This window comes from Rhizobium sp. PAMB 3174, assembly GCF_052908375.1.
The window spans coordinates 2,535,307-2,559,165 of sequence record NZ_CM128608.1 but is presented as its reverse complement, the minus strand read 5'-3'; the positions used below and the strand labels follow the sequence as shown (position 1 = coordinate 2,559,165).

The window sequence follows — 23,859 nt, the reverse complement described above, 5'->3', positions numbered from 1 at the left end:
AACATGATCATGAAACTGTCGATTGCGGCGATCGGCCTCGTCGCCGTCCTGGCGACCGGTGCGGCCGCTGCCGAGCCGATCGAGGGCAACTGGAAGGATGGACCGACCGAGGTCATCGCCATCAAGCCCTGCGGCGGCGGCTTCTGCCTGAAGATGACCAACGGCAAGTTCGCCGGAAAGCAGATCGGCAAGCTGTCGGGTGCCGGCACCGACTATTCGGGACAGATCACCGATCCGGAGGACGACAAGACCTATAGCGGCTTTGCGACCGTCAGCGGTGATACGCTGAAGCTCAAGGGCTGCGCGCTGAAGATCTTCTGCAAGTCTGTGACCTGGAACAGGCTCTAGGTCGCGTCGGTTTCTGCGAGGTCAAACTGCCGTATCTGGCCGCGGATCAGGCGGTAATAGTCGGCGATGACCTGCGCCCCGCCGGCATCACCTTCGCTGAGCGCCAGGCGCACGGTCGCTCCGGCCAGCTGGAACAGGAGGTAGACGGAGCGGCGGTAGTCCTGCCGGTGATGGTCGGCGATCAGCCGGTCGGTCGCGTCGCTGAACAGGACGGACTGGCTGCGGGTCTCCTCGATGTCGGCGTTTTTCAGTGCCTTGTCGGCCTGAATAGCGTTGAGGAGGTCCTGGATCGCCGGATCGCTGCGAACGCGGGCGTAATAGAAATCGATGATTGCCTCGGCGGCGATCGGAATGTCGGCGACGCTCTCGACGGTCTCAAGCGCAACCATGATCCGGTTGCGGGTCGCTTCGGAATAATGCTGGTAGAGGAGGGCGATGACGGCCGTCTTGTTGGGGAAGTAATGGTAGACCGTGGCGAGCGGCATGCCGCTTGCCGCCGCGATGTCGCGCATGGTGGTCGCAGCGATGCCCTTTTCGCCGATCAGCGCCATGGCGCCTTTGAGCACGTCCTCGACGCGCTCGCGGCTGCGTTCCTGCCGTGGCTGTCGCCGCAACGTCTTCTGCCCCTTCGCCACTTCGGCCTCCATTTTTCCGAGTTGACAAACTCGGTTTGTCGATATCAGCTTAAAAACTGACACTGTGTCAGCTTTAACCGGAATGCCTAAAAGAAAACAACCCGGCAGCCGGTAACAGGGGAACGTAAAGCAATGGTGATAGAAACCGGTAACAGGGACTGGCTGGTGGGCAATCCCGGCCGTCCCGCGCAATTTGCGGCACTTTGGGTCGGCACCTGCGGCCTGCTCATCCTCGGTCTGCAGCCGATCCTGCTCGGCGCGCTCCTCGAGGAGCAGCGCGTCAGCTTCGATCAGCTGGCGCTTGCCGCGACCGTGGAAATGCTGGCGATCGGCCTCGGCTCGATCATGACGGCCTTCCTGATCGGCGGCCGCGCGCTTCGCGTGAAGGCGGCGGTCATCCTCGCGCTCGCAGCACTCTTCGACCATCTGACCGCCGCTGCCATGACGCCGGCGATGATCATCCTCTGGCGCGGGCTTGCCGGCCTCGCCCAGGGCGCGCTCGTCGCCTTCGCGGTGGAGCTGATCGCCCGCTCCAGGAATGCCGGACGCTTCGGCGGCTATTTCGTCTCGCTGCAGACGATCGTGCAGGCGCTTCTGGCGATCCCGCTGGCGCTTGTCATCGTACCGCGCCTCGGCTCCTTCGGCGGCTTCGAAACGCTGGCCGTCGTCTCGCTCGCGTCGATCGCCGCGGCCCTGTTCCTGCCGGGCGCCTATGGCGAACTGCCGAAGTCGGAAAGTGGGGGCGCCAGCGGGGTGTTTCGTGCCCGGCCGCTGCTGGCGCTCGCCAGCATCCTGTTCTTCTACATGTTCCTCGGCTCGATCTGGGCCTTTCTCGAGCCGCTGGGCGCCGATGCCGGCATTCCGGCGTCCGTCGTCGGCCTGATGGTGTCGGCAAGCCTCGGCGCGCAGATCGTCGGCGCGCTGTGCGCGACCTTCATCGAGAACCGCTTGCGGTTCCGGCCCGTGCTGGTCGCCGCCAGCCTCATCGGCTTCGCCGTCGCCATGGTCATCGCGGAGAAGCCGTCGGTCGGCATCTTCTGGCTGGTGACAATGCTGACCGGCCTCATCTGGCTGTTCGTCGTTCCCTTCCAGATCCGCCTGACCATCGATGCGGATGAGACGCGACAGACCGCGCTTCTCGTCCCGGCGGCGCAGCTGACGGGGGCGGCGCTCGGGCCGGCGGGCGCTTCTGTCTTCGCCGATGCCGGCGCTTCGACACCGGTCGCCTGGTTTGCCGCGGTCTGCGCGCTCCTGTCGGTCGCCGCAGTCGTCCTCTCCGTCATGGGCTACCGTCCCGCAACCGCGCAGACCTGGAAGGCGCGATGATGGCGCAGACCCCGGCAGCACGCATCTGGAACAACTGGTCCGGCGCCGTGACGGCCCGCCCGCAATCGGTCGAAGCGCCGCGGAACGAAGACGATCTTAGCGCATCCATTCAAGCGGCTCCGGGTCCGCTCAGGATCATCGGCTCCGGCCATTCCTTCACGCCGCTGGTTGCCAGCGAGGGAACGATCCTCGACATGTCGGCCTTTTCCGGCCTGCTGGCGCACGACGCCGCGCAGTCGACGGCAACGGTCGGCGCCGGCACGAAACTGTCGCAGCTGACCGGCCTCCTGGCCGGCATCGGCCAGGCGCTTCCCAACATGGGCGATATCGACAAGCAGGCGATCGCCGGCGCGCTCGGCACCGCCACCCATGGTTCCGGTCTGTCGCTTGGTGCCTATCACACGCTGCTGCGCTCGATGCGCTTTGCCGACGGCCGCGGGGCGTTGCGCGAATACACCGCCGACCGTGACCAGGAGATGATCCACGCGACCGGCGTGACGCTCGGCGTCTTCGGTGCGCTGACGGCAGTCACGCTGCAGAACGTGCCGGCCTACCGCCTGCGCCGCCGCCGCACGGTCATTCCAGTCGGCGACATGCTGCGGGATTTCGAAAGCCTGATGTCGTCCCACCGCTCGGCGGAGCTTTTCATCATCCCCTTCGCCAGCCATGCCCTGCACCAGATGCTGAACCTCACCGACAAGCCCGGCGAATTCCAGGTCTCGGAGGAAGATGAGGACGGTCTGGCGACGCTGAAGCTGCTGCGCACCTTCCTCAAGCGTGTGCCGTGGCTGAGGCGCAAGCTGATCGGCTCGGCCATGGCGAAGCTCTCCGACGAGGAATTTTCCGGCGAATGGATGAAGGTCTACGTGACCGACCGGAAGACCAAGTTCAACGAGATGGAGTATCATCTCCCCTTCGAGGAAGGGGCAAGGGCGCTCGCCGAGATCATCCGCCTGACGGAAAGGCAGTTCCCGGAGGTCTATTTCCCGATCGAGGTCAGGACCGTTCAGGCCGACGAGTTCTGGCTGAGCCCGTTCTATCGCCGCAAGACCTGCTCGATTGCCGTGCATCACGATGTCGGCGAGAGCCCGACGGCGTTCTTCCGCGCGGCGGAGACCGTCTTCCGCAAGTATGGCGGCCGGCCGCATTGGGGGAAGATGCACAACCTGACAGCCGCCGACCTCGCCGCGATCTATCCGCGCTTCAAGGATGCGATGGAGGTTCGCCGCGACATCGATCCGGACAACCGCTTCGTCTCGCCCTACATCGCCCGCCTTCTCGGCGTCGGACGATGACGGACGCCGCGTATTTCGAGCGCCTTGGCACCGCCCTCCGCGAGGCGGGCATTTTCCGCCCGACGCTGGTTCTCGACCGCGACCGGCTGGACGGGAATATCGACGTGCTGCTGCGCGGCAAGCCCCGGGGCCTGCCGCTTCGGCTGGTCGACAAGTCGCTGCCGTCGATCCCGCTGCTGTCCCATCTGATGGCCAGGACCGGCACGACGCGGATCATGAGCTTCCATCTGCCGGTGACCCTGGCTGTGCTGGAAGCTTTTCCGGACGCGGACATTCTCTACGGCAAACCGCTGCCGGCCGGTGCGCTGGCGTCGCTGCTGTCGCAGGCCGGCGCGGACGAGGCCGAAAGGCTGGTCGCCCGCACCGTATTCCTCGTCGATACTGTCGAGCGGCTCGATGCCTTTGCGCGGCTGGCGGCCGAGCGAGGAATGACCTTCCGCATCGCGCTCGAAGTCAATACCGGCATGCACCGGGGCGGGTTCGAGACACCCGACGCGGTCCGTATCGCGGCGCAAAGGGTGACAGGGCAGGGCGGTCTCAAGCTCGAAGGCCTGATGGCATATGAGGCGCATGTTCCGGAAATTCCGGGTCTGTTCGGCGGGCCAGCCGGCGAGGCGCAAAAGGTCACCGCCCGCATTGCCGCCTTCGCTGCCGCCCTGCCGCCGGACTGCCGCGGCATCCTCAACACCGGCGGCAGCAAGACCGTGCTGGCGCTCGGGGACGCGGGTGCTGCCAACGAGATCTCCGTCGGCTCGGCCTTCGTCAAGCCAACGGATTTCGACCTTCCCTCGCTTGCCGCCCTCAAGCCCGCGCTGTTCATCGCCACGCCGGTGCTGAAGGTTCTGGACACCCGGTTGCCGGGGCCGCTCGCGATCACTCGCCTGCTGCAGGCTCTTCGGCTGTTCCCGAGAAAGGGCTGCTTTCTCTATGGCGGCAAATGGATGGCGAAGCCGGTTCATCCGGCCGGCATGAAGGAAAGCGGTATCTGGGGGCTTTCCTCCAATCAGCAGCTCATGGCACTGCCGGACGACTGCCCCCTCGCGCCCGACGAGTTCACCTTCTTCCGCCCGACGCAGAGCGAGGCGGTCATGCAGCAGTTCGGTCCGCTGGCCGTCTTTTCCGGTGGACGGATCGAGGCGATGTGGCCGGTCCTGCCGCCGGGCTGAGTGCGCCGGACGAGCGCGGCTCCGCGTCATGGTTGTATTAAAAATAAGCAAAAATCCATATTGACCGAAATTTAATCTGATCATATCGTCGTGACCAACATAGGCACTGGACGCCACGGCAAGCGAGCCTCGATTTACGTTCCCCAGGAACGTGTCGGGGCTTTTGTCGTTTCTGGGCCTGCTGTTTTCGTCCTTCTTGTGAAAGTAAGCCGCTTGAGCACGCGTGACCTGATCCCCGTCTGTCTTCTCTACTCCTCGTCGGGGCCTTACGCGGCGCTGGGGCAGGAAGCTATCGATGGCGCGCTTGCGGCGATCGCGGAAGTCAATGCGGATGCCGGCTTTGCCTTCCGGCTGGAACCGGTCATCGCCGACCCGCGCGGCAGTGCCGAGAAGTACGCGTCGCTTGCCGATGGCGCGATCCGCAATGCCAACTGCCGCCATGTCATCGGCACCATCACCTCCTGGAGCCGCAAGGAAGTGCTGCCGGTGGTCGAACGCCACGGCGCGCTGCTCTGGTACGCATTTCCCTATGAGGGTTATGAGGCGAGCGATCAGGTCATCTATCTCGGCGCCTGCCCGAACCAGCACCTGCTGCCGCTCTTCGAATATGCCTTCCCGCGCTATGGCGGCCGGCCCTTCGTGATCGGTTCGAACTATATCTGGGGCTGGGAAATCGGCCGCATCGCCCGCGAATTCACCGAGGCCGCCGGCGGCGAGGTGCTCGCCGAACGCTACGTGCCGCTCGGTTCGGCGGAAGTCGAGCATCTGATCGCCGAGATCCGTGAGAAGAAGCCGGATTTCATCCTCAGCAATCTCGTCGGCCAGTCGTCGAACGCCTTCATCAAGGCCTACAGCGCGCTCGGTCGCCAGGACCCGCAATTCTCCCATTCCGTCCGCCCCGTGTTGTCCTGCAACATGACGGAAAGCGATCTCGCCGGGCTTGGCGAGGCCGCCGAGGGCCATATCACCACGTCGATCTACTTCGATGGACTGGACACGCCTGAAAACCGCGACTTCAAGGCGCGCATGGCCGGCCGTCACGGCGTCCGCACCATGGGCTCGCCCTATGTGTCCGCCTACATGGCCGTCTCCATCCTTGCCCAGACGATTGCCGATGCGGCGACCGACGACCCGCGCGCGATCCGCGAAATGGTGACGTCGCGCCTGTTTTCGACGCCGCTCGGTCCGCTGAAGATCGATCCGAAGACGCATCACGCCGCCCTGCGCCCGCTTCTCGGCAGGTCGAACGGCGGCTGCGAATTCGAGATCCTCGAAAGCGCTCCGGAGGCGGTGCCGGCCGATCCCTATCTGGTCTGCGCCGACGTGCAGTTTCCGCCGCTGATGGTCCGCAGCGAAGCGCCGGGCGACATCTCCAGGCCCTCTCTCACGGTGGTCAAATGAACCAGCGCAAGAGACCCACGCTCGCCGGCTGGCACGCCGTCATTCTCCACCGCCCGCATCCGGCCGTCGATGCGCTGCAGCGCCAGCTCGAGGCCCTGCACATCCATGTCCGGGTCGTCTGGCCGCAATTGCTGGAGACGGATATCGAGGCGGACGTCGTGTTCTTCGACGCCGACATGGGCCATGACGGACAGTTTCCCTGGCCCGCCGGCCATGCGCCGATGCCGGTCATCGCGCTCATTGGCTCGGAAGCGCCGGGGCGGATCGAATGGGCGCTGTCGCAGGGATCCAACGCCCATCTTTTGAAGCCGATCGGCTCGACCGGCGCCTACAGCGCCCTGCTGATTGCCGCCCACGCCTACGAAAACGCCCGCGCCCAGGAAGACGACATCCGGTCGCTCGAAGGCCGGCTGCGCCAGCGCCCCGTGGTCGTGCGCGCCGTTGTCAAGCTGATGCAGGAATGCGGCGAGGACGAAGCCAGCGCCATGAAGCGTCTGCGCGCCTTCGCCATGACCTGGCGCATCACCGTCGAGGAAGCGGCGGAAGCCATTTGCAACAATGACGGGCGTACCCTGACGGGCGCCTGAGAAACTAGAAAAGCACAGGAGACATCGTTCGTGTCAGTCGTTGAAGGTTATGCGCCCTACGGAGAATACAAGACCTGGTACCGGGTCACGGGAGACCTGAAATCCGGCAAGCCGCCGCTGATCGTCGCCCATGGCGGCCCCGGCTGCACGCACGACTATGTCGACAGCTTCAAGGATATCGCCGCGACAGGCCGTGCGGTCGTCCACTACGATCAGGTCGGCAATGGCAAGTCCACGCATCTGCCGGAAAAGGGCGGCGATTTCTGGACCGTAGAATTCTTCAAGAAGGAACTGCACAACCTCATCGATCACCTCGGCATCCGCGACGGCTACTGCCTGCTCGGCCAGTCCTGGGGCGGCATGTTGGGCGCCGAATTTTCCGTCGACCAGCCGGCCGGCCTCAAGGCGCTGGTGATCGCAAATTCGCCTGCCGCAATGAAGACCTGGATCTCGGAGGCCAATCGCCTGCGCGAAGAGCTGCCAGCCGACGTTCAGGCAACGCTTCTGAAGCACGAACAGGCCGAAACCACCGACACCGCCGAATACAAGGCGGCGACCGACGTTTTCAACGAGCGCCATGTCTGCCGCGTCGTGCCGATGCTGCCGGAGGTCAAGCGCACCTTCGATGCGATCGACCAGGATCCGACCGTCTACCACACGATGAACGGCCCGAACGAATTCCACGTCATCGGCACCATGAAGGACTGGTCCATCGTCGGGCGGCTTGGCACCATCAACGTGCCGGTGTTGCTGATTTCCGGCCGCTTCGACGAGGCGACCGAAGCCTGTGTCCAGCCTTTTGCCGACGAGATTCCGGACGTGCGCTGGACCATTTTCGAACAGTCCAGCCACATGCCGCATGTGGAAGAACGGGAGGCCTGCATGGCCGTTGTCGGGGCCTTCCTCGACGAGAAGGCAGCATAACCACGAGCGCCGCCAAGGCGCCGCGACGTTTCAACAGACAAGCTCACGAACGATAAGGAACAGGGAACATGATGCACCACAGAAAATGGACTTCACTGAAAGGCGCGGGCCTTCTGGCCGCCGCCCTTCTTGCCCAGACGGCGCTCTCTTCCGGCGCCCGCGCCGAAGACCGCGCCCAGCTGATGCAGGAGCATCGCGGCGGCACCATGACGCTGTCGGCCGTCTCCGCCGCCGGCACCGTCGATCCGATGATCAACTACACGGCGCAGTTCTGGCAGGTTTTCCAGATGACCTATGACGGTCTCCTGAAGTTCAAGCAGGCCGACCGCAAGGAAGGCTTCGAGATCGTCCCGGATCTCGCCGAGGCTCTGCCCGAGCCCCAGGACGATGGCAAGACCTACGTCTTCAAGCTGCGCAAGGGCATCAAGTTTTCGAACGGCAAGGACGTCACCGCCTCTGACGTCGTCGCCTCGTTCCAGCGCATCTTCAAGATCAACGGCCCGACCTCCGGCAGCTTCTACAACAACATCGTCGGCGCCGACAAATGCCTGAAGGACGGCGCCACCTGCACGCTCGAAGGCGGCATCGAGGGCGATGACGCGGCCGGCACGGTCACCTTCCATCTGGTCGATCCGGATTCGGAATTCTTCGACAAGCTCGCCGTCCCGCATGCGACCATCCTGCCGGCCGACACCGCCGCCAAGGATCTCGGCACCGAAGCGCCTCCCGGCACCGGCGCCTATGTCATCGCCAGCTACGATCCGAACGACAAGATGGTGCTGAAGCGCAATCCGGAATTCAAGGAATGGAGCATCGACGCCCAGCCGGACGGCTATCCGGACGAGATCGTCTACCGCTTCGGCATGACCGAGGAAGCCGCGATCAACGCCATCCAGAACGGCCAGGTCGACTGGATGTTCGACACGCCGCCGGCCGACCGCCTGCCGGAACTCGGCACGAAGTATGCGAGCCAGGTCCACGTCAATCCGCTGGCCGCCTTCTGGTACGCACCGATGAACACCAACCTGGCGCCGTTCGATGACGTCCGCGTCCGCCAGGCCGTCAACTATGCGATCGACCGTGATGCGCTGGTCGGCCTTTTCGGCGGCGACGTGCTCGCCCAGCCGGTCTGCCAGATCCTGCCGCCGGACTTCCCCGGCCATGTCGACAATTGCCTCTACACGCAGGACCCGGGTCCGGAATGGTCGGCACCCGACATGGAGAAGGCCAAGGAACTGGTCAAGGAATCCGGCACGGCCGGCCAGAAGGTCACCGTGATCGCCGAGGATAACGCCACCTCGCGCGCCATCGGCACCTACATCCAGAGCGTTCTGTCCGAACTCGGCTACGACGCGACGGTCAAGGCCATCTCGCCGAACATCCAGTTCACCTACATCCAGAACACCGAGAACAAGGTGCAGATCAGCGTCTCGCAGTGGTACATGGACTATCCGGCCGCTTCGAACTTCCTGAATGTGCTCCTGTCCTGCGCATCGTTTACGCCCGGTAGCGATTCCTCGATCAACATCGCCGGCTACTGCAACAAGGATCTCGATGCCAAGATGAAGGCCGCCATGGCCCAGTCGATCACCGATCCGGACGGCGCCAATGCCGAATGGGCGAAGATCGATACCGCCTTCATGGAACAGGCTCCGCTGGCGCCGCTGTTCACGCCGAAGAACGTCGACTTCACCTCGGCCCGCGTCGGCAACTTCATCTTCTCCAACCAGTTCCGCTGGGTCATCAGCCAGTCCTGGGTGAAGTAATTGAAACGGGAAACGCCCGGTCTTCGGGCGTTTCCCCTCTTTTGACCGCGAAGAAGGCCTCCGGGCCGGATGACAGGTCAATGTCGCAAGTCTCGCCCCGATTTGCGAGCGGGCCCAGTCCGGCTTCGGACCGGTCCTTCGAACAGCCGGCCCTTCAAGGAAGATACAGTGTCGCAAGCATCAGTCATGACTGACGATATGGAAGAAGGCGGAGCCGCAGGCGCGCCCGTGGCAAGGGGCGGCCAAAGCCCCTGGCAAAGGGCATGGCGCATTCTCAAGTCCGACCGCTCGGCCATTACCGCCGCCGTCATCTTGCTCGTCATCATTCTTTCGAGCCTCGCAGCACCCCTTTATGCGAGCCACGTTTCCGGCACCGATCCATTCCGCTCCAATCTGAGCGGCAAGATCATGATCGACGGCAAGCGCACGAAGATCATGCAGGCCTCAACAGAAGGGCTCGGGCTCGGCGTGACCCCCATCGGCCCGACATGGCAGGCGCAGTATCTTCTGGGCGCGGATGCGCAAGGCCGCGACGTCGCCGCCCGGCTGCTTTACGGCGGCCGCAATTCGCTGCTGATCGCCGGCTCCGCCACCGCCATCTGTCTGGTGCTCGCCGCGCTGGTCGGCATCACGGCCGGCTTTTTCGGCGGCGTTACGGACATGGTCCTGTCGCGCATTCTCGACATTCTCTGGGCCTTCCCGGTCTACCTGCTGGCGATCTCGCTTTCCATCGTCCTGATCTCGCAAGGGATCTCCATCGGCCCGATCGAAATCACCTCCGGCAGCCTTCTGCTGCCGATCGGCATCATCGGCATCATTTACGTGCCCTATATCGCCCGGCCGATCCGCGGGCGGGTGCTGACGCTGAAGGAAAGCGAGTTCGTGCTGGCGGCCAGGGGCCTCGGCATCCCGCGCTGGCGCATCCTTTTCAAGGACATTCTGCCGAACGTCACGACGACGCTGATTGTCTATATTCCCCTGATGATGGCGCTCAACATCGTCACCGAATCCGCGCTCTCCTTCCTGTCGATCGGCGTGCAGGCGCCGGATGCCAGCTGGGGCACCATCATCCAGGACGGGCAGACGCTGCTCTACAGCCGCCCGGTCGTGGCGCTTGCGCCCGGCCTCGCCATCGTCCTGACCGTGCTGGCCCTCAACGTGCTTGGCGACAGCGTGCGCGACGCGCTCGATCCCAAGACCAAGATCGGCTGAGGAGATCACCATGGCCATTGCTCTCCTTCAGCGCCTCCTGCAGATGATCTTCGTGATGTTCGGCATCTCGGCGCTGGTCTTCCTCATCTTCTTTGCCACGCCAGGTGCCGATCCGGCCGCCCGCATCGCCGGCCGCAATGCCGCGCAGGAAACCGTCGAGGCGATCCGCAAGGACTTCGGCTTCGACCGGCCGCTGCCAGTGCAATACGCCATCATGATGAAGCGGCTGTTCGTCACCCAGGACCTGACCTCCTTCGTCAATCGCGGCCTGAAGGTCGTCCCGCAGGTCCTGTCGGCCGCACCCATCACGCTGTCGCTGGTCTTCGGCGCGGCGGTCTTGTGGGTGGTCGGCGGCATAACGGTCGGCGTCATCGCCGCCATGACGCGCGGCACCTTCATCGACCGGGGCTTGATGGTGCTGGCGCTGATCGGCGTGTCCATGCCGGTCTTCTGGTTCGGCGAGATGATGAACCTCGTCTCGCAGAGCCGCTTTCATGACACCTGGCTGTTCTCCTGGGTGCCGGGCCTCGGCTACAAGCCGTTCTCGACCGATCCCTGGGGCTGGTTCAAGACGCTGATCATTCCGTGGTTCACGCTCGCCGCCCTCTATATCGGCATTTACGGCCGCGTGCTGCGCGCCAATCTGGTGGAAGCCTATCAGGAGGATTTCATCCGCACGGCCCGCGCCAAGGGGCTCGGTCCGGTGCGGGTCATGCTCCGCCATGCGCTGCGCACCTCGCTCATCCCCTTCGTCACCATGTTCGGCCTCGACTTCGGCGTGCTGGTCGGCGGCGCGGCCTTGCTCACCGAAGTCGTCTTCGGCCTGAACGGCATAGGCCGGCTGACCTACCAGGCGCTGCTCAACCTCGACCTGCCGATGATTCTCGCGACCGTCATGTACGCCTCGTTCTTCGTGGTCGTCGCCAATGCCGTCGTGGACATGGTCTATGTCCTCATCGATCCGCGGGTGAGGGGAGCCTGACACCATGACGAACAGCGAACCCCCCATTCTTCTCGACGTGCAGGGCCTCTCGGTCTCGTTTGCCACCGATCGCGGTCGCGCCCGCGCCATCCAGGACGTCTCCTTCAAGGTCAGGGAAGGCGAAATCCTCTCGATCGTCGGCGAATCCGGTTCCGGCAAGTCGGTCACGCTGCTCTCGCTTCTCGGCCTGCACGATCCGCGCACGACCTTTGTCGACGGCGCCGTCGCTTTCCGCGGCAAGCGCATCCTGGAAATGAGCGAACGGGAAATGCGCCGGGTGCGCGGCAAGGAGATCGGCCTCATCTCGCAGGATCCGATGACGGCGCTGACCCCGGTCTACACGATCGGCTGGCAGATCGCCGAACAGATCCGCGCCCATGAAAACATCTCGAAGCGCGCCGCACGGTTGCGGGCGATCGAACTGCTCGGCGAGGTTGGTCTCGCCAATCCTGCGGAAGCCGTCGACCGCTATCCCCACCAGCTTTCCGGCGGCATGCGCCAGCGCGCCGTCATCGCCATGGCGCTTTCCTGCAATCCGAAGCTTCTCGTTGCCGACGAGCCGACGACGGCGCTGGACGTCACCGTGCAGGCGCAGGTGCTCGATCTGCTCCTGAAGCTGCGCAAGGATTTTGGCTCGGCGATCATCCTGATCACCCACGACATGGGCGTCGTTGCCGAAGTCGCCGACCGGGTGCACGTCATGTATGCCGGCCGCATCATCGAGCGCGGCACGACGGAGGAGGTGTTCTCCAACCCGATGCACCCCTACACCTGGGGCCTGCTCGCCTCTATCCCGCCGCTGACGGGCGCGCGCATGGACAAGCTGCCGGCGATCCCCGGCATGCCGCCGACGCCGGAGAACATTCCGCCGGGCTGCGGCTTCGAGCCGCGCTGTCGCTTCGCCCGGCCGGAATGCGCCGACCGGCCGCCGTTGCAGACCTCCGGCCAGCAGTCCGCGCTCTGCGTCCTGCAGTCCCCCGAACGCGAAGCACTGCGCGCCTCCATCCTGTCCCTCGAGGAACCCGCATGACCCTGCATGCCGAAAAAGCGCCGCTCCTGTCCACGCGGTCGCTGTCCAAGCACTTCACCGTCGGCAAGACGATCATGCCGGGCTCCGGCCGGACGCTCTATGCGGTCGAGGACATCTCGCTCGACGTCTATCCGGGCGAAACGCTTGGACTGGTGGGCGAATCCGGCAGCGGCAAGTCGACATTGGGCCGCTGTCTCACAAGGCTCTATGACATCACCTCCGGCACGCTGACCTTCGATGGCGCGGACATCACCAGGGCCGGCGAGGGGGAGCTGAAACCGGCGCGGCGCAAGATGCAGATGATCTTCCAGGATCCGTCCGCCTCGCTCAATCCGCGCCGCCGCGTGCGCGACATTATCGGCGAGGTGCTGGCGATCCACAAGCTCAGGCCGCCGGGCGAGATCGAGGCAAGGCTTGCCGAGCTGATGGACCTTGTCGGCCTGCGCCGCGAATATCTCGACCGCTACCCGCACGAGTTTTCCGGCGGGCAGCGCCAGCGCATCGGCATTGCCCGCGCGCTGGCCGTCGAACCGAAGCTGATCGTCGCCGACGAACCGGTCTCGGCGCTCGACGTCTCGGTGCAGGCGCAGATCGTCAATCTGTTCAGCGAATTGCGCGAACGGCTGAACCTCACCTATGTCTTCATCGCCCACGACCTTGCCGTCGTGCGGCATGTGTCGACCCGGGTGGCGGTGATGTATCTGGGCTCGATCGTCGAACTGGCGGATGCCGACGCGCTGTTTGCCGCGCCGCGCCATCCTTATACCCAGGCGCTGATCTCGGCGATCCCGCAGCCGAAGAACCGCGGCAAGCGCCAGCACATCATCCTGACCGGTGAAATCCCGAGCCCGCTCGATCCGCCGAAGGGCTGCAAGTTCTCGCCGCGCTGTCCCTATGCGACGGACAAATGCCGGCAGGAGCGGCCGGTTCTCTCCGCGATCGACGGCAACCGCCGCGTCGCCTGTCACTATCCCCTGGCGGTCTCGTAACGGTCGGCAGGGGCCGAACGGGGAGAGGGTGTCCTGGCCCGGGGGCAGGCTGCACGTAAACGGAATGTTCGGACTTCAACCTCAAAATGCGGCCAACGATCTGCATCTTCGGGTTTGAAGCGTGAACATGAATGTCAAGGTGAGCGGCCAAAGTCGCGAATTCGGCGTGCCGTTGGTCATCGGTGACTGCACGGGATTTATCCACGATGGTGGCGGCAGCACGGCCGTGCTGATGATGCCGGCCTGGGGATTCGAGGAGTTCACCATCCGGCGCGGATGGGCGGAACTGGCCGTGATGCTCGCCGGGTCCGGCTACTGCTGCCTGCGTTTCGACTGGCCGGGCGTCGGCGACAGTCTGGGCGATACCGGTCGCGACATGTCGCTCGATCGCTGGACGAATGCCGCCGCGGGCGCTGCCGACTATCTCAGGGGCCTGCACGGCATCAAGAAGCTGGTTGTCCTCGGTCACGGCATGGGCGGGCTCCTTGCGCCGCATCTGGCCGAACGCCTTTCCGCAGAGGCGGTGGTGATGATGGCCCCGCAGAACGAGGGCAAGGCGGGCCTGCGCGAGCTTGACCTCATGGGCAAGATGATGAGCTCGTTTCTGGACATTTCTCCGGTATCGGACGAAACGGTCATCGAGGTTGCCGGCTTTCGCATCGCCCGCACGTTTGCCGCTGAAATTGCGGCCCTTAGGATCGACGACGGCACGCAGCGTCCCGCGCTGCCCGTTCTCGCGATGTCGCGGGAGGGAACGCGGGCGGCGACCGAATGGCCGGAGCGGCTGGTGGCCGCCGGCTTCGATGTCACACGGGCTGACTATGAAGGCTACGAGAGCTTCTTCGCCCATAACCGGTCTTCGGTCACGCCGATTGCTGCCTTCCGGCATCTGCAGGCATGGCTGACCGCCTTGGTACCAAGCGGCTCCATCCCCGGCAGGGCGCCGGAACTCGCAAGAGCAGGGGCGCGATCGGCCGTGCGGCAGCTGAAGGGGCACGGATTCCTGGAAGAGCCGGTCGTCTTCGGTCCCGAAGAGAGGCTTTTCGGCGTTGTCTGCAAACCCCAGGCTGTGCCGTCCCGCGCCATTGTCGTCTTGTTGAACTCGGGCGACAACTATCACGTCGGCTGGTCGCGCATGCATGTGGAGTTTGCGCGAAATCTGGCCGGGCGCGGGGTGTCGACCCTGCGCATCGACATCCGCGGCATCGGCGACAGCGCTCGAACGGATGCGCCGATCTTCTACAATCAAAAGCCCATCATGGATGTCGTCGACGCGGTCGCCTGCGCCGAGCGACTGAACCTCGGACCGGTCGTCCTCTCGGGGAGCTGCAGCGGCGGATATGCCGCGCTGCAGGCGGCGATACGGGATGCTCGCGTCCGCGGCCTGGTCGCCGTCAACACGCCGCGCCTGGCGATCGGAGTCGATGAAACGGTCGAAGAGGTCCTTGCACAAGGCACATCGTCGATCAGCGTCTATCGCCGCCGGGCCCTGTCCCTGGATCTGGTGAAGGACGTGATGTCCGGTCGCCTGGCCCTGGGCGCCGTTGCCGCCAAGGCGCGACGCGTGCTTTGCACCCAGATCAGAGCATGCCTCCAGCGTCTGTTGGGCACGGGCCTCTATCGCATCGTGAGGGAGCAGACCAAAACCCTTCGGTCGCGTGGCGTGCGCACCGTCCTGGTCTATGCCGAAAACGACGGCGGCCTGGACGAACTGGCGCGCTATTTCGGACGTCGCCGCCCGCAGGATTGTGACAATGCCGAGGTACGCATCGTGCCTGACGCCGAACACACCATGAGTGCGGCGCATGCCCGCAAGGCGATCTTGAACGCGATTTCGGACGTTGCCGACGCCGTCTCGACATGACCCGCAAAAGTTGCGAAAAGTTCGCGATTGGACACAATTAAATTCAAATTCATGAATTTCCTGTATGGGAATGTGACAATGCTCTGATCTGTGCCCTTCCTGTTGAAATTATTTGAGAATGGGCGGCAGTGAAGTCTTATAAATCGAGGTTCCCGCAGGATGCGCGTCGCAATAGTGCACGATTGGCTGTATACGATTGGTGGCGCCGAACGCGTCCTGCATGAAATCATCCAATGTTATCCGGACGCCGATGTCTTCTCGCTGTTCGATTTCCTGACGCCCGAGGACAGGGCGAAGATCGGCATATCCGAGACCCATACGAGCTTCCTGCAGAAACTGCCGTTCGTCCGCCGTTCGCACCGGCTCTTCCTGCCGCTGATGCCGATAGCCATCGAACAGTTCGACCTGTCCCCCTATGACCTCATCATTTCCAGCAGCTACGCGGTGGCCAAGGGCGTTCTGACCGGCCCCGACCAGGTGCATATCGCCTATGTTCACTCGCCCATGCGCTATGCGTGGGATCTGCAGCATTCCTATCTCGCGAAGAATGGCGGCGGCCTGAAAAACGTGATTGCCCGCATACTCCTGCACTGGATCAGGGTCTGGGACACCAGAACCGCCAACGGTCCGGATCTGATGCTGGCAAACTCGCATTTCATCGCCCGCCGGATCCGCAAGGTCTATGGCCGCAAGGCAAGGGTCGTCTACCCGCCGGTGCTCCTGTCGCAACGGACGGAGCCCGCCGTGCGCGGCAGCTATTTCCTGGCAGCCAGCCGGCTCGTCGAATACAAGAACATCGAGCAGATCGTCCGGGCGTTTGCGACGCTGCCGGACCAGAGGCTGATCGTCGCCGGCGAGGGGCCACAGGCCGCCACACTGAAGAAGATCGCAACGCCGAACGTGGAATTCGCCGGCTTCGTCTCCGATGCGGCGCTCCGCGACCTGATGGCGAGCGCCCGTGCCTTCATCTTCGCCGCCGAGGAAGACTTCGGCATCATTTCGGTCGAGGCGCAATCGGAAGGAACGCCGGTGCTCGCGCTTCGCCGTGGCGGCTCCTGCGAAACGGTCGTTGACGGCAAGACGGGATTGTTCTTCGATACGCCTGATCCGGTGGCGATTGCGGCGACGGTAGGCGAGTTTATCGACAGGGAATCCGAGTTTTCAGCGGCGGCCTGCCAGTCGCAGGCTTCCCGCTTTTCTGCCGAACGCTTCAGGCAAGAGCTCGTCACTTACGTTCAGGAAACCATTTCCACGTATAAATCGACCGATCATGTGCAATCGCACGTCGCCGAAACAGTGACCGATATTGGATAAAAGCATGTTGCGTCGCGGAACAAAAGCGGAAGATCGGGTGCAGACGGATGGGCCGCTGCCGTTTCCGTTCGAGTTCGTTGTGCCTCTCTGGAGGCATAGGCTACTGTTCGCGGCGACCTTTCTCGGCGTCTCCGCCCTGGCGATCCTGGTAGCCTACACCGTCACCCCCAAATATGTCGCCACCGGCTCCGTCATCCTGGCTGAGCCCGATCCCGCTTTGACGCGAACGGCCGACGCCTGGTCGCAGAAACTTGGCGATCCTGCGGATCTGGAAAGCCAGGTCGTCATTCTGGAATCGTCCAGATTGCTCGGCATGGCCGCCCAGCAGCCCGGCGTCTACGACGCTGTCATGGCGGAATGCCGGGCGGTCGGCGACAGCAAGTGCCTGGACTTCAAGCCGGCCTCGACCGAACTGACCGACTATGTCGCGAAACGATACAGCGCCGGTGCGGCCGGTCGTTCGCGGGTGATCGAGGTCTCCTACAGGTCGCCTCTGCCGGCGACGGCGAAGACCATGGCCAACGCGCTGGTCGAAACCTATCTCGACGACCAGAAGGCGTCGATGTCGGACGGCCGCGAAGTCGCGGCAAAGTGGCTCTGGCAGGAGCTTGCCGATCTCGACCAGGAAATTCGCGACAGCGACGCCAAGATCGAGGCCTACCGCCGCGAGAACGGGCTGGTTCGCGGTGCGACTGCTCCGATCAGTTCGGAACGGCTGAGCGGCGTGGCGCAACAGCTGGCGCTCGCCGAGCAGGCACGCGCCCAGGCCCAGGCGCGTCTTGACGCGATCCGCGATGTCCGCAACGGCAGCGATGCGGCTTCGACATCGAATGTCCTCGACAGTCGCACGGTCGCTGATCTCAAGCAGCAGATCTCCACCGCCAGGCGTAACCTCGCCGCGCGCAGCGCCGTCCTCGGCCCGCGTCATCCACAGCTGCTCATGCTGCGGGACTCGCTTTCCTCCCTGCAGCGGCAGATGCAGGACGAGATCGACCGGATCAGCAGCAGCGCCCAGAAGGATTACGATACGGCGGTCGCACAGGTCGCCGCGCTCCAGCAGCAGATGAACTCCGCACAGGCGACGGCCGCGACGGCCGCGTCGGACGAATCCTCGATCGAGGGCATGGTCCGCGACGTCGAGGTCAAGCGCCAGCTCTACGCGCAGCTTTACCAGCGCGCCAGCGAGATGGAGACGGAACGCCGTTCGCTGGCCGGCAGCGCCCGTCTCGTCAGCCTCGCCGAAACGCCGCTGAAGCCCTACTTCCCGAAGAAATCGCTGTTTGCCGCCGCCGGGGTCCTGCTCGGGCTCATGCTGGCCAGCCTTGCGTGCATTTTGTGGGACACATTTCGCCGGATGGGCGGGCATAAGTTTCTCGCCGGTTCCTCGGGCACCGTCTCCGCCACGCAAATCGAACCCGCCGCGCCGGCCGAACCGGCCCACGCCATGAGCACGCCGGCCGATCTGGTTGCCGCTCTGCCCGACCTGCCTTCGCCGAGTCTTCTCGATGCCAGCACGATGACGCTCGGCCTCGCCCTGCGGCGAAGCACGGCAAGCCGGAGCATGCAGGATGCATTGACGGACCTGCTGCACGACCTGCGGCAGCGCAATGCCGGAAAGCCGATGCTCATCCTGCCGGCGGACGAGCCCGGCCCGGGGCCGGCCTTTCTGACACTGGCCCTCGGCCAGGCTGCCGCCAGAAGCGGCCTGATGGTGCTGGCGATCGAATGCTCGCCGAAGCGGGCGGATTTCGTGACAGCGCTCGGCATGCACGCGGCCTCGCCGGGGCTTTCGGAGATTCTCTCCGGGGAACTCGATCCCGTGCGCGCAGCCGCTCCCACCGCGACCCACGGTCTGCATGTGATCGTTGCCGGCAACGGTGACCTCGATCTTTCGCGCGCGGTCCACAAGCGCCGGTTCCAGACGCTGGTCGACTGGGCCGAGCCTTACGATCTCGTCCTCATGAGCGCTGCCTCGGCAATCGGCGACACATCCACGGTCAGTGCCCTGCCGTTTGCCGACCGGCCTTTCGATACGCTTGTCTGCGTCGGACGGGCAGGGGCGACGGAAGATGTTCTGCGCGAGGCCCAGCTTGCCGTCGCCAGGTCCGGCGGACATGTCCTTGGCACGGTGGTCCTCCCTCGGCTCGATATCCACGACAACACCTCCAACGGCTATGATCTCGCCGGAACCGAGATCGCCTGATGACGATTGCGAAGGTGATGTTCGTCAGCCAGACCGGCGTGATGTCCGGCGCCGAATATGTGCTCGCCAACATGACGAAGGGCTGGGAGAGGGGCGCTGCCTTCCTGTTTGAACCGGGTCCTCTGGCCGATGCGCTTGCCGCGCAGGGACTGGACGTGACGGTGGCGCCGGCCGGAGCACGGCTCCATGCCATCCGCCGTGACGGATCGCTGCTGAAGGCATTGCCGCTCGCCATCCGTCTGGTCAGGCTGACTGCCGCGATCGCCTCGGCAGCCAGGGATGCCGATGTCGTCTACGCCAATTCGCAGAAAGCCTTCATGCTGTCGGCGCTGGCGTCCGTCGTCCGCCGCCGGCCCCTGGTCTGGCATCTGCATGATATTCTCGATGAGCGCCATTTTGGCATCACCCAGCGCCGTATCCAGGTTGCACTCGCCAATCGCCGCGCCAGCCTCGTCATCGTCCCGTCCCGCGCGGCGGCGGACGCGTTCGTAAGCGCCGGCGGCCGGGCCGATCTCGTCCGCGTGGTCCCGAACGGAGTCGAGCCGCCCGCCGAAATTCCGGTCGAGCGCCACGCGCTCGGCTTGCCGGACGGGCCTTTGGTCGGGGTGTTCAGCCGTCTGTCGCCATGGAAGGGCCAGCACGTCGTCATCGAGGCGTTGGCGAAGGTTCCCGGCGTCCGCCTGGTCATCGTCGGCAGCGCGCTGTTCGGCGAGGATGCCTACCGCGATCGGCTGGTGGCCCTGGTCAAGGCTCTGGGTCTTGAGGAGCGCGTCACCTTTCTCGGCCAGCGCGCCGACGTGCCGGCACTCATGCAGTCCGTCGACGTCGTCGTCCATCCATCCGTTGATCCGGAGCCGTTCGGTCTGACGCTGGTCGAGGCGATGCTGGCCGGCACGCCGGTGATCGCCACCGACACGGGGGCGGCGACCGAAATCCTTGCCGACGGAGAAGCCGGCACGCTGATCGTCCCTGGCGATCCGGAGGCGCTGGCTGCCGCACTTTTGCGTTATTTCGCGGACCCGGCGGCCTTCGGGGAGCAGGTGCGGCTTGCCGGCGAACGGGCCCGAACGGTTTACGGACTTGCCACCATGCGCCAGACCGTTCGGAAGCTTGTCGACGGTGTCGCGCCATGACGGATGATGTGGGCGCCAGCATCCCGTCGCCTGCGACCGGGTCGTCTGTCCGGCGTGTGGCGGCACGCCTGACGAGCGGAGCGCTGTTCAGCAAAGGGCTCGGTTTCGTGCGCGAAATCCTCGTCGCCCATGTCATCGGTGTCGCGGCGCTCGCCGACAGCTTTCGCAGCGCGACGACCATCATCTTCGTGCCCATGGTGTTTCTGCAGAACGAAAGCGTGCCGGCGATCCTCATCCCCAGGATGCGGGACGCCCAGGAGGAAGGCCGGGCGCCCCAATTGCTGGCCGCCATGACGGCTGCACTGACGGCGATAGCGGTCCTGCTGATGGTTGCGACCATCGTGGGGGCCACGCTCCTCGTCGACGCCATGCTCGACGGCCTCTCGCTCGAGGAGAGAGAGACGACCGTGCAGTTCGTCTACATCATGGCGTTCAGCATGCCGGCATCGGTGATGATCAATTCGCTCGCGGCGGGGGAGATCGTGCTGGCGAAGACGCGCCTTACCAATGCCCGCGCCAGCATATTGAACGTCGGCGTCATGCTTGGAGTCGGCATGCTTGTCCTCACCGACCAGGCGATCACTCTGGCGCTTGCCTTCACGCTCTCGTTCAACCTGCTCGCGGCCTGGGCGATCTTCGTGCTCTGGCGCGAGGGCAATCTCGCATTCAACGACCTCAGCTTTTCCAGCATCTGGTTCGAGACGCGCCTTTTCGCGCGCCGGCTGCTGCCGTTCATGCCGCTGCCGGCGGTCGAGCAGGCCAACATCTGGATCGAGCGCTTGCTGGCCTCGCGCCTGACCACCGGGGTCATCGCATCGTTGGGATACGCGCGCACACTGACGGAAAGCTCTCTGCTTCTCGTCGCGCAGCCCATCGGACTTGCGGTCCTGTCCCATGGCGGCGGGACGAATGTCGATGAGCAGGCAAAGACGCTGACGCGTTTCGTGTTGATCCTGATGATGCCCGCCTCGGCCTACATGTATGTCTTTGCGCCCGATATCATCAGCCTCGTGTTCAAGCGCGGCGCCTTCGGCGACACCGGTGTGCTCCTGACAAGCCAGGCCCTCAGCGGCATCTCGGTCGGCATCTGGGCCTCGACGCTTGGCTGGATCCTGCTGCGGCTTTTAAACGGCTCCAAGCGCAACATGCTGGCCGCCGGCATTCTCGTCGCGGCCTACAGCGTCAACCTGCTGGTCAATATCGCCACGGCCAACCTGCAGCAGACGACGGATAACGGCATCTTCCTGCTCGGACTGGGCGAGACGGCGCGCGGGCTGGTTCTCTGCTTTGCCGGCATCCTGGCTATGAATGTGCGCCTGCATCTGTTCGGCATCGTCGCCGTGTCGCTGTTGCCGGGCGCCGCCATGACCGCCGTCGCCTACTGGATCGTCGCGAATGTGGACGGTGTCTTCATCCGTTTGCTGGTCGGTGGTCTGGGCTACGGCGCTTCGGTGCTTTTCGCCACCGCGCTGCTGAGCCCCGGTTTCTATTCGAAAATCTACCGTGCCGTATCATCGAGAAGAGGGAACACGCCAGATGCTTGAACGCATTGAGACACGGCTCCCGTTTGGCGCTCGGGCGCTCGGGAATGCCGCCAGACGCATCCAGGGACTGCTAGGCTCCAGGGGATGCTTTTTTACCTTTCACCGTGCGGCCGCCCCGGATGTCTGGGCAACGCTGCCGAACCGCAATTTCTATCTGGACCTGCAGTTTCTCGACACGCTGCTGGAATATCTCAAGGCCAGCGGTCGCCGGATCGTCACGGTTGAGGAAGGCCGCCGCCTTTCGGCTGCCGGCGCGGACGGCGGCAGCTATGTCAACTTCTCCGTCGATGACTGCTACCGCGACACCTATGAGGCGGTCGTGCCGCTTTTCAGGCGACACCAGGTGCCCGTCACTCTGTTCGTGACCACCGGCATCCCGGACGGAACGATGCCGATGTGGGGCGCGGGGCTGGAAGATGCCTTGCAGAACCGCGACCGGGTCGTCCTGGACGGACAGGTTGTCGATGTCTCTTCGATCGAAAGCAAGATGGCGGTCTTTCAGGCGGTCCAGCAGCGCTGGGACGGCCCATCGGCGGGAGAGCACTACACCAGGTTTTGCACCGAGAACGAACTCGACGAGCAGGCGCTTCACTGGAAGCATGCCATCAGCTGGGAAATGCTGTCGGAACTCGCCAACGATCCGCTGGTCGAAATCGGCTCTCATACGGTCATGCATCCACGCATTTCCAGCCTGAGCGACGACGGCGCCAGGGCGGAACTCGCCGGCAGCCGTGTACGGCTGCAGGAAAGGCTCGCCGTTCCCGTCGACCATTTCGCGTTTCCCTATGGCCGCGCCAAGGATTGCGGCCCGCGGGACTTCGACATCGCTCGCGCTGCCGGATACAAGAGCGTGGCGACGACCACGAAGGGCGTGGTTCGGCGCGGCCCGTCTGCCTATGCCTTTCCCCGAAACACATTGAACGGCGCGCACCGCAAGCTCGTGCTTGCCGAATTGCATATGTCCGGCGCGACAGGACTGGCGGCAAGGATGCTCGGCCATGGCTGAAGAAAAGCTTCGGGTCATCTCGATTGCGCACACCGCTGTGTCACGGCCGGCCGGCCGGCTGCGCTACCATCCGTTCGCCGAACGCGACGATCTCGACGTCCATCTCGTCGTGCCTCGGCGCTGGCGGCATTTCGGCCGCACCATCCTTGCCGATCCCGGCGACGATCCCGGCGTCACCATGCACGTATTGCCGATCCTCTTTTCCCATGCCGGCCCCTTCAGCTGGTATCTGCACTGCTACTGGGGACTGGCGCAGCTTATCCGGCAGGTCCGCCCGCACGTGATCCATCTGTGGGAAGAGCCGTGGAGCGTCGTGGCCCTGCAGGCCTGCCTGCTGAAAGGCGATGCGGCGCTGGTGATGGAGGTGGACCAGAACATCCTGAAGACGCTGCCGCCGCCTTTCGAAACCATGCGCAAATACGTTCTGGCCCATACGAGCCATGTGCTGTCTCGCAGCGACGATGCGACCATGGTGGTCCGCGCGAGGGGGTATGACGGCCCGGTCAGCATGATCAGCTACGGCGTCGACACAGACATCTTCTCGCCGGCAAAGCCGCGCCCGGAACCGGCGGATGCCGGAATGGTCATCGGCTATGTCGGTCGGCTCGTGGAAGAAAAAGGCGTGCAGGATGCGCTCGATGCGATGGCCCGCAGCCCGGCCGACATTCGACTCGAAATGATCGGCGAGGGCCCCTATGAGCAGAAGCTCAAGGAGAAGGCCGAGGCGCTTGGCATCGCAGACCGTGTGACAATCCGGCCCTGGAGCACGCCCGAAGTCGTGGCGGAGTTTCTGAGGAAGCTCGATGCGCTGATCCTGCTGACCCATACGACGGCCGCGGTCAAGGAACAGTTCGGCCGCGTCATCATCGAAGCCCAGGGCTGCGGCATTCCGGTGATCGGCGCGCAATCCGGCGCCATTCCCGATATCGTAGCGGATGGCGGCTGGATCGTTCCGCAGCGTGATCCGGATGCACTCGCCTCGCTGCTGTCGCGGCTGGCGAGCGATCCGGCGGAGCGCAGGCGCAAGGCTCAGGCCGGCATCGACAATGTCAGCTCGCGCTTCACCTATCCGGTCGTCGCCGATCAGCTTTACGCCGCCTGGCGAGCCGCCGCCGATACACCTCGCCGGTAGCG

The 23,859-nt window shown here is 64.4% G+C and carries 20 protein-coding genes; 19 read left to right on the top strand and 1 reads right to left on the bottom strand.

The window, feature by feature from the left end; all coding sequences use genetic code 11:
* The first annotated feature begins 9 nt into the window (after window positions 1-9).
* Complete coding sequence (locus ACU5AY_RS12315; protein WP_446829009.1) at window positions 10-348, top strand: DUF2147 domain-containing protein; 339 nt, start codon at window positions 10-12, stop codon at window positions 346-348.
* Here the strand turns inward: ACU5AY_RS12315 and ACU5AY_RS12310 are convergent.
* Complete coding sequence (locus tag ACU5AY_RS12310; RefSeq protein WP_446826432.1) at window positions 345-983, bottom strand: TetR family transcriptional regulator; 639 nt, start codon at window positions 981-983, stop codon at window positions 345-347. The two genes, ACU5AY_RS12315 and ACU5AY_RS12310, sit on opposite strands and share 4 nt — an antisense overlap.
* A gap of 132 nt (window positions 984-1,115) precedes the next feature.
* Here ACU5AY_RS12310 and ACU5AY_RS12305 point away from each other — a divergent pair, with 132 nt between their 5' ends.
* The 18 genes from ACU5AY_RS12305 to ACU5AY_RS12220 all read left to right on the top strand — a co-directional run bounded on the left by ACU5AY_RS12305 (window position 1,116) and on the right by ACU5AY_RS12220 (window position 23,857).
* Window positions 1,116-2,309 carry an MFS transporter gene (locus ACU5AY_RS12305; protein WP_446826431.1) on the top strand — a complete coding sequence of 398 codons (1,194 nt, stop codon included), beginning with the start codon at window positions 1,116-1,118 and terminating at the stop codon, window positions 2,307-2,309.
* Window positions 2,306-3,604 carry a D-arabinono-1,4-lactone oxidase gene (locus tag ACU5AY_RS12300; protein WP_446826430.1) on the top strand — a complete coding sequence of 433 codons (1,299 nt, stop codon included), beginning with the start codon at window positions 2,306-2,308 and terminating at the stop codon, window positions 3,602-3,604. The genes ACU5AY_RS12305 and ACU5AY_RS12300 overlap by 4 nt, the downstream gene beginning before the upstream one ends.
* Window positions 3,601-4,770, top strand: a complete 1,170-nt coding sequence (locus ACU5AY_RS12295) for an alanine racemase (protein WP_446826429.1) — start codon at window positions 3,601-3,603, stop codon at window positions 4,768-4,770. The genes ACU5AY_RS12300 and ACU5AY_RS12295 overlap by 4 nt, the downstream gene beginning before the upstream one ends.
* Before the next feature lie 213 nt (window positions 4,771-4,983).
* A complete protein-coding gene (locus ACU5AY_RS12290; RefSeq protein ID WP_446826428.1) occupies window positions 4,984-6,171 on the top strand; it encodes a transporter substrate-binding domain-containing protein in 1,188 nt (395 codons plus the stop codon).
* Complete coding sequence (locus tag ACU5AY_RS12285; protein ID WP_446826427.1) at window positions 6,168-6,758, top strand: ANTAR domain-containing response regulator; 591 nt, start codon at window positions 6,168-6,170, stop codon at window positions 6,756-6,758. The genes ACU5AY_RS12290 and ACU5AY_RS12285 overlap by 4 nt, the downstream gene beginning before the upstream one ends.
* Window positions 6,759-6,788: 30 nt before the next feature.
* Complete coding sequence (locus ACU5AY_RS12280; RefSeq protein ID WP_446826426.1) at window positions 6,789-7,682, top strand: proline iminopeptidase-family hydrolase; 894 nt, start codon at window positions 6,789-6,791, stop codon at window positions 7,680-7,682.
* 68 nt (window positions 7,683-7,750) lie between these two features.
* Window positions 7,751-9,448, top strand: a complete 1,698-nt coding sequence (locus ACU5AY_RS12275; protein WP_446826425.1) for an ABC transporter substrate-binding protein — start codon at window positions 7,751-7,753, stop codon at window positions 9,446-9,448.
* Between the two features lie 186 nt (window positions 9,449-9,634).
* Window positions 9,635-10,660 (top strand): ABC transporter permease, encoded by a 1,026-nt coding sequence (locus ACU5AY_RS12270; protein ID WP_446826424.1) that lies wholly within the window; start codon window positions 9,635-9,637, stop codon window positions 10,658-10,660.
* Between the two features lie 10 nt (window positions 10,661-10,670).
* Window positions 10,671-11,642: an ABC transporter permease gene (locus ACU5AY_RS12265; RefSeq protein ID WP_446826423.1), complete on the top strand. Its 972-nt coding sequence runs from the start codon at window positions 10,671-10,673 to the stop codon at window positions 11,640-11,642.
* Window positions 11,643-11,646: 4 nt separating this feature from the next.
* Window positions 11,647-12,672 (top strand): ABC transporter ATP-binding protein, encoded by a 1,026-nt coding sequence (locus ACU5AY_RS12260; RefSeq protein ID WP_446826422.1) that lies wholly within the window; start codon window positions 11,647-11,649, stop codon window positions 12,670-12,672.
* Window positions 12,669-13,661 (top strand): ABC transporter ATP-binding protein, encoded by a 993-nt coding sequence (locus tag ACU5AY_RS12255; protein ID WP_446826421.1) that lies wholly within the window; start codon window positions 12,669-12,671, stop codon window positions 13,659-13,661. Before ACU5AY_RS12260 ends, ACU5AY_RS12255 begins: the two co-directional genes overlap by 4 nt.
* Before the next feature lie 139 nt (window positions 13,662-13,800).
* Window positions 13,801-15,525 (top strand): alpha/beta hydrolase, encoded by a 1,725-nt coding sequence (locus tag ACU5AY_RS12250; protein WP_446826420.1) that lies wholly within the window; start codon window positions 13,801-13,803, stop codon window positions 15,523-15,525.
* Between the two features lie 159 nt (window positions 15,526-15,684).
* Window positions 15,685-16,839, top strand: a complete 1,155-nt coding sequence (locus ACU5AY_RS12245; protein WP_446826419.1) for a glycosyltransferase — start codon at window positions 15,685-15,687, stop codon at window positions 16,837-16,839.
* Window positions 16,840-16,843: 4 nt separating this feature from the next.
* Entirely contained in the window at window positions 16,844-19,042 is a 2,199-nt protein-coding gene (locus ACU5AY_RS12240; protein ID WP_446826418.1) for a GumC family protein, read from the top strand.
* Complete coding sequence (locus ACU5AY_RS12235) at window positions 19,042-20,175, top strand: glycosyltransferase family 4 protein (protein ID WP_446826417.1); 1,134 nt, start codon at window positions 19,042-19,044, stop codon at window positions 20,173-20,175. The genes ACU5AY_RS12240 and ACU5AY_RS12235 overlap by 1 nt, the downstream gene beginning before the upstream one ends.
* Window positions 20,172-21,719 (top strand): lipid II flippase MurJ, encoded by a 1,548-nt coding sequence (locus ACU5AY_RS12230; protein ID WP_446826416.1) that lies wholly within the window; start codon window positions 20,172-20,174, stop codon window positions 21,717-21,719. The genes ACU5AY_RS12235 and ACU5AY_RS12230 overlap by 4 nt, the downstream gene beginning before the upstream one ends.
* A complete protein-coding gene (locus ACU5AY_RS12225) occupies window positions 21,712-22,725 on the top strand; it encodes a polysaccharide deacetylase family protein (protein WP_446826415.1) in 1,014 nt (337 codons plus the stop codon). Before ACU5AY_RS12230 ends, ACU5AY_RS12225 begins: the two co-directional genes overlap by 8 nt.
* Window positions 22,718-23,857 (top strand): glycosyltransferase, encoded by a 1,140-nt coding sequence (locus ACU5AY_RS12220; protein WP_446826414.1) that lies wholly within the window; start codon window positions 22,718-22,720, stop codon window positions 23,855-23,857. The genes ACU5AY_RS12225 and ACU5AY_RS12220 overlap by 8 nt, the downstream gene beginning before the upstream one ends.
* The last annotated feature ends 2 nt before the right edge of the window (window positions 23,858-23,859 follow it).

What these genes read in the sequence shown, in the direction of transcription:
- ACU5AY_RS12315 (WP_446829009.1), top strand. Translation starts at nt 10, where the DNA reads ATGAAACTGTCGATTGCGGCGATCGGCCTCGTCGCCGTCCTGGCGACC.
- ACU5AY_RS12305 (WP_446826431.1), top strand. Translation starts at nt 1,116, where the DNA reads ATGGTGATAGAAACCGGTAACAGGGACTGGCTGGTGGGCAATCCCGGC.
- ACU5AY_RS12300 (WP_446826430.1), top strand. Translation starts at nt 2,306, where the DNA reads ATGATGGCGCAGACCCCGGCAGCACGCATCTGGAACAACTGGTCCGGC.
- ACU5AY_RS12295 (WP_446826429.1), top strand. Translation starts at nt 3,601, where the DNA reads ATGACGGACGCCGCGTATTTCGAGCGCCTTGGCACCGCCCTCCGCGAG.
- ACU5AY_RS12285 (WP_446826427.1), top strand. Translation starts at nt 6,168, where the DNA reads ATGAACCAGCGCAAGAGACCCACGCTCGCCGGCTGGCACGCCGTCATT.
- ACU5AY_RS12275 (WP_446826425.1), top strand. Translation starts at nt 7,751, where the DNA reads ATGATGCACCACAGAAAATGGACTTCACTGAAAGGCGCGGGCCTTCTG.
- ACU5AY_RS12270 (WP_446826424.1), top strand. Translation starts at nt 9,635, where the DNA reads ATGACTGACGATATGGAAGAAGGCGGAGCCGCAGGCGCGCCCGTGGCA.
- ACU5AY_RS12265 (WP_446826423.1), top strand. Translation starts at nt 10,671, where the DNA reads ATGGCCATTGCTCTCCTTCAGCGCCTCCTGCAGATGATCTTCGTGATG.
- ACU5AY_RS12260 (WP_446826422.1), top strand. Translation starts at nt 11,647, where the DNA reads ATGACGAACAGCGAACCCCCCATTCTTCTCGACGTGCAGGGCCTCTCG.
- ACU5AY_RS12255 (WP_446826421.1), top strand. Translation starts at nt 12,669, where the DNA reads ATGACCCTGCATGCCGAAAAAGCGCCGCTCCTGTCCACGCGGTCGCTG.
- ACU5AY_RS12245 (WP_446826419.1), top strand. Translation starts at nt 15,685, where the DNA reads ATGCGCGTCGCAATAGTGCACGATTGGCTGTATACGATTGGTGGCGCC.
- ACU5AY_RS12240 (WP_446826418.1), top strand. Translation starts at nt 16,844, where the DNA reads ATGTTGCGTCGCGGAACAAAAGCGGAAGATCGGGTGCAGACGGATGGG.
- ACU5AY_RS12235 (WP_446826417.1), top strand. Translation starts at nt 19,042, where the DNA reads ATGACGATTGCGAAGGTGATGTTCGTCAGCCAGACCGGCGTGATGTCC.
- ACU5AY_RS12230 (WP_446826416.1), top strand. Translation starts at nt 20,172, where the DNA reads ATGACGGATGATGTGGGCGCCAGCATCCCGTCGCCTGCGACCGGGTCG.
- ACU5AY_RS12225 (WP_446826415.1), top strand. Translation starts at nt 21,712, where the DNA reads ATGCTTGAACGCATTGAGACACGGCTCCCGTTTGGCGCTCGGGCGCTC.
- ACU5AY_RS12220 (WP_446826414.1), top strand. Translation starts at nt 22,718, where the DNA reads ATGGCTGAAGAAAAGCTTCGGGTCATCTCGATTGCGCACACCGCTGTG.